3 protein-coding genes and 1 pseudogene are annotated in these 5091 nt (G+C 40.1%); 2 read left to right on the top strand and 2 right to left on the bottom strand.

The window, feature by feature from the left end; all coding sequences use genetic code 11:
- Both ACQR30_RS09920 and ACQR30_RS09915 read left to right on the top strand, forming a co-directional pair.
- On the top strand, positions 1 to 1424 hold a 1424-nt coding region (locus tag ACQR30_RS09920; protein WP_429734560.1), incomplete at its 5' end, for a glycogen synthase.
- A gap of 29 nt (positions 1425 to 1453) precedes the next feature.
- Positions 1454 to 2740: a glucose-1-phosphate adenylyltransferase gene (locus ACQR30_RS09915; RefSeq protein WP_429734558.1), complete on the top strand. Its 1287-nt coding sequence runs from the start codon at positions 1454 to 1456 to the stop codon at positions 2738 to 2740.
- A 67-nt stretch (positions 2741 to 2807) separates the two neighbouring features.
- Here the strand turns inward: ACQR30_RS09915 and ACQR30_RS09910 are convergent, their stop codons facing one another.
- Both ACQR30_RS09910 and ACQR30_RS09905 read right to left on the bottom strand, forming a co-directional pair.
- The gene (locus tag ACQR30_RS09910; RefSeq protein WP_429734556.1) at positions 2808 to 4460 is read right to left on the bottom strand and encodes a UxaA family hydrolase; all 1653 of its coding nucleotides are present in this window, start codon (positions 4458 to 4460) and stop codon (positions 2808 to 2810) included.
- A pseudogene (locus ACQR30_RS09905) lies at positions 4460 to 5091 on the bottom strand (tagaturonate reductase); the annotation flags it as partial. The pseudogene ACQR30_RS09905 and the gene ACQR30_RS09910, both read right to left, overlap by 1 nt.

Below are 5091 nucleotides of genomic sequence, written 5' to 3'. Positions count from 1 at the left end.
AAGATTTAATTATGGAAATATTGCATGTATCTGCAGAGTGCTATCCCGTAGCGAAAGTAGGTGGGCTGGGCGATGTAGCTGGAGCTCTACCTAAATACCAACAAAAAAACGGGCATAGTGTAAAGCTTATAATGCCCATGTATAAAACCAAATTTTTACTAGACAACGAATGGGAGGTGGATTATAAAGGCAGCGCCAACCTGGGTGATTATTTTTTTGATTTTACGATCATAAGGGAAAAAACAGATAAACTAGGGTTCTCGCTTTATCTGGTTGACATTAACGGGCTACTCGACAGAGAGCGGGTCTATGGTTATCAGGACGATGCGCAGCGTTTTACGGCCTTTCAGATAAGTGTGGCTAGCTGGTTAAGGCAGTGGGAAACTAAACCTCACGTAGTACATTGCCATGATTACCATACAGGCCTCTTACCTTTCCTATTTAAATATTGTTACGATTTTAAAGCACTTCAATATGTACCAACGGTATTAACCATTCACAACGCAGAATATCAGGGCTGGATGACTTGGGATAAAAGTGTTTGGCTGCCAAGATATGATAGTTGGAAAGCCGGTTTACTTGAATGGGGTAAAGTCATCAATCCATTAGCTTCGGGCATTAAAAATGCCTGGGCCGTAACGACAGTAAGCCCCAGCTACATGGAAGAATTACGCTACAATAGTAATGGTTTAGAAGCATTATTTGAATATGAAAAAGGGAAGTGCCATGGTATATTAAATGGAATAGATAATGAGGTTTGGAATCCCAAAACAGATAGTTTTTTAGAACACAACTTTGATGTCACCCATCTGACAAATGGAAAGCAGCAAAATAAAATAGCATTATGCAGCGAATTTGGATTAAATACGGCATATCCGCTTTTTATTTTTATAGGACGCCTGGTGGGCGAAAAAGCGGCAGATATACTGCCTGATGCTATACGCGCTGCATTTTACAGTTTAAATAAAAAAGTAAATTTTTTGATTTTGGGTTCGGGTGAACCATCAATAGAACAAGGCTTAGATGCATTAAAGCAAGAATTTAAAGGCAATTACAATTTTTACAAGGGCTATAATGAGAAGCTTAGCCATTTAATGTATGCCGGTGCAGATTTTCTGTTGATGCCTAGCCGGGTAGAACCCTGCGGTTTAAATCAAATGTATGCCCTCCGTTATGGAACAATGCCTTTAGTAAGACGTATTGGCGGGCTCAAAGACACCGTAATAGATATTGGTGACCATGGTTATGGTATTTGTTTTAGCAACGCAAATATTAATGATCTAGTGGATTCCTGCCACCGGGCAGTGGCCGTATTTGACAACAAAAAAAATTTGGCGTCCTACAGAAAAAAAATGATGCAAATAGACAATAGCTGGGAAAATACTGTGGGAAAATATATTCAGCTATACGAACAACTCAACTAATCTTTCTTAATCTATAAAAACAATCCGTTATGAGTTTCATGTCAAGCAAAGTAGTGGCCGTAATATTAGGCGGCGGTGCGGGTTCTAGGCTTTATCCTCTTACAGCTACGCGTTCGAAACCGGCTGTACCTATCGCAGGAAAATATCGCTTAGTCGATATTCCGATTAGCAATTGTATGAATTCGGATATTCTGAAAATGTATGTGCTTACGCAATTTAACTCTGCATCTTTAAATAAGCACATTAAAAACACCTATCACTTTAGTGCATTTAGTAAGGGATATGTAGACATTATTGCGGCAGAACAAACGCCGGATAGTAACGAGTGGTTTCAAGGTACTGCAGACGCTGTAAGACAGTCTCTGAGACATTTGCAGAATCAAAGCTATGAGTATATTTTAGTTTTAAGCGGTGACCAATTGTATCAAATCGACTTCAAAGAAATGTTTGAGAAACATATTAAAAGTAATGCTGAAATTTCTATAGCCACTATTCCGGTAAATGCCAAAGATGCCACAGATTTTGGTATTATGAAGTCCAATGAGCGCCACGAGATTACCGCTTTTATTGAGAAACCGGCAGCAGAATTGTTGCCCGACTGGGTTAGTGATACGGGCGAGAAAATGCAGGAACAAGGTAGAAATTACATGGCTTCGATGGGGATCTATATTTTTAATAAAAATATAATGGGACAATTGCTGCTGCACGTCCATCCAGATGCAAAAGATTTCGGGAAGGAGATTATCCCTTCGGCCATCGGCAAATACAGGGTTAATAGTTTTCAATATGAAGGCTATTGGACGGATATTGGAAATATCAGCTCCTTTTTTGAAGCCAATTTGGATTTAACCAACGATATCCCGTCTATTAATCTGTATGATTCCGATACGGCCATCTACACGCGCCCTCGCATGTTGCCGGCCGCAAAGCTTAATTCGGGATGTGTAAAATCTTCCGTAATTGCAGAAGGCAGTATTATTTTATGTGATAGTTTGGAGAGGTGTATTGTCGGAATTCGTTCCCGTATCGGTGCGGGCACCAAATTAAAATCCTGTTATATTATGGGAAACGATTATTACGAAACACTTACCAACATCAATAGCCAGAACGAAAAGGGTGAACCCCCTCTAGGGATCGGTGAAAATTGCCATATTGAAAATGCGATCATTGATAAGAATGTCCATATTGGCAATAATGTAACAATTATTGGCGGACCACATTTAGCCAATCAGGATCATGAATTATTCACCGTAAAGGACGGTATCGTCGTTATCAAAAAAATGGTGACAATTCCTCATAATTTTGAATTACAATAAGACCGGGCCGGATATTTACCAAAAAAGAAGCAGGTCACTCTGCTTCTTTTTTGGTACTATTGTCGCTTTATAAGCTTATGCCTCTTTTCCAGGGAATAAAATCATCTTGTCCATTTAGAACTGCTTTTACAGATTGATTGCCACTCGCAACCTCTATTATAAAATTTAAGATCCTACTGCCAGCTTCTGCTATCGTTTCTTCACCGCTAATAATCGTACCGGTATTGATGTCAATAATATCATTCATCTTATTAAACAATGCCGTATTGCTGGATAACTTGATGACCGGTGCAATCGGATTGCCGGTGGGCGTCCCCAAGCCAGTCGTAAACAGTACAATTGTCGCGCCGCTACCTACCTCGGCAGTCGTAGATTCTACATCATTACCTGGTGTGCATAGCAGGTTCAGTCCGGGCATCGTTACTTTTTCCGGGTAATCTAAAACGTCGGCAACCGGTGAGTTCCCTGCTTTCTTAGCCGCTCCGGCTGACTTAATCGCGTCCGTAATAAGTCCGTCTTTTATGTTTCCGGGTGAGGGATTCATGTCAAATCCCGAACCGGCCTTGACGGCACGCTCACTATAGCTTTTCATCAATTCGGCAAATCGAGCAGCCTTCTGTTCACTAACACAACGGTCGCTTAGCCCCTGCTCAACGCCACATAATTCCGGAAACTCGGAAAGAATAACCTTCCCACCTAAGGCAACTAATAAATCCGAAGTATACCCGATGGCCGGGTTCGCAGAAATACCGGAAAAGCCATCGGAACCACCGCATTCCAAGCCAATGCATAATTGCCTAAGGGGCGCCGCTTTGCGTTCAATTTTATTTGCCTCAATCAGTCCGGCAAAAGTTTGCTTTATCGCTTCAGGTAATAAATCCGACTCTTTACCAATTTTCTGTTGCTCCAGAATATACATGGGCTTATCAAAATTTGGCGACCTTTTCGTAATTTCTTTCTCTAGAATAGAAACCTGCGCATTTTGACAGCCAAGGCTTAAAACTGTTACTCCGGCTACATTTGGATGTGTAATATAGCCTGCGAGCAACCCGCAAAGTGCTGCTGAATCTTGCCGAATACCCCCACAACCACCTTGATGGGTTAAAAATTTTACCCCGTCGATATTGGGAAAAATCCTATTATTGGATTTGGCCGTACTGGCATCAAAATCCGCATTTAAAATATCGGCCAGATCACTACCCCTCTTATATAAATCAAGCAGGTTTTTAGTAAACTTATTATACTTCTTGTGCGTTTGATACCCGAGATTATCCAACAACGCCTCTTTCATTAATTCCACATTTCTATTTTCACAAAAAACCATAGGAATGACCAACCAATAGTTGGCAACACCCACGCTACCATCACTTCGATGGTAACCCAAAAAAGTAGCGTCTTTCCAATTTTCTATAGGCGGTTTTTGCCATTCTATTTTTCGTTCCCTTACCCTGTAGTCATTCGTCGCATGATGGATATTGGCGGTCGTAAGAAGTGTTCCCTTTGGTAAATCTTCATTGGCGATACCTACTAATACACCGTACATTTTTATGCTTCCACCTTTTGGTACATCTTGCGCAACAAATTTATGCTTCGCTTCTACATTGTCTAATAATAAATAAGATTCATTGCCCAGCGTTACCGTTTCTCCCTGTTGTAAATCTTGCAAAGCTACAATAGCATTATCTTCCGGATGTATTTTTAAAACTTTGTTTTGCATCATTACTCTTTTAGAAAGTCATTATTCTTTAATATCTCTTTCATTTCTTTTAAAACGGCCTGCTCTAAACCACTTATTTCTCTAAGATCTTCCTTCCATAATTCCTTATCGGAAAGAATATGAGCAACCGCAGCCTTCATCGAGGAAGCTTGCCAATGTTTATGTAATAGCTCTGCTTTCGCGTCCCCCAGCACAATTTTCTTTTTATTCAAATCTGCTATATAGTTCCCCTGTTCATCAATGGTCGTATTTGTATACAGCAAATAAGCAGCCAAACCTTGAATCATTTTTTTAGGCAGCTCCTCAAATTTACTTTGATAATCTTTTATGAGCGGGATACACCGCATTAAGATTTTAGAAGAGATTTGTTTTGAAATATCCGTCCAATAGTGTTGAATAAAAGGATTTCTAAATCTATCTAAAACCTTAACCGCAAAGGCCTCAGCATCTTTCTTATTTATATCGTCATTGACGACCACTTTAATTATTTCATCAAACACCAGATCAGAAATAAAACTCTCAAAAACTTTATCATCCATGGCCTCTTTCACTGTTTTGAAACCACAAGCCATGGCAATGACAACCGTAAAGGTATGAGGTGCATTGAGCAAAAACAATTTCATCCTTCTGAACC

Source organism: Arachidicoccus sp., assembly GCF_050436765.1.
Taxonomy (GTDB): Bacteria; Bacteroidota; Bacteroidia; order Chitinophagales; family Chitinophagaceae; genus Arachidicoccus.
This window is presented reverse-complemented; position numbering and strand designations above follow the sequence as displayed.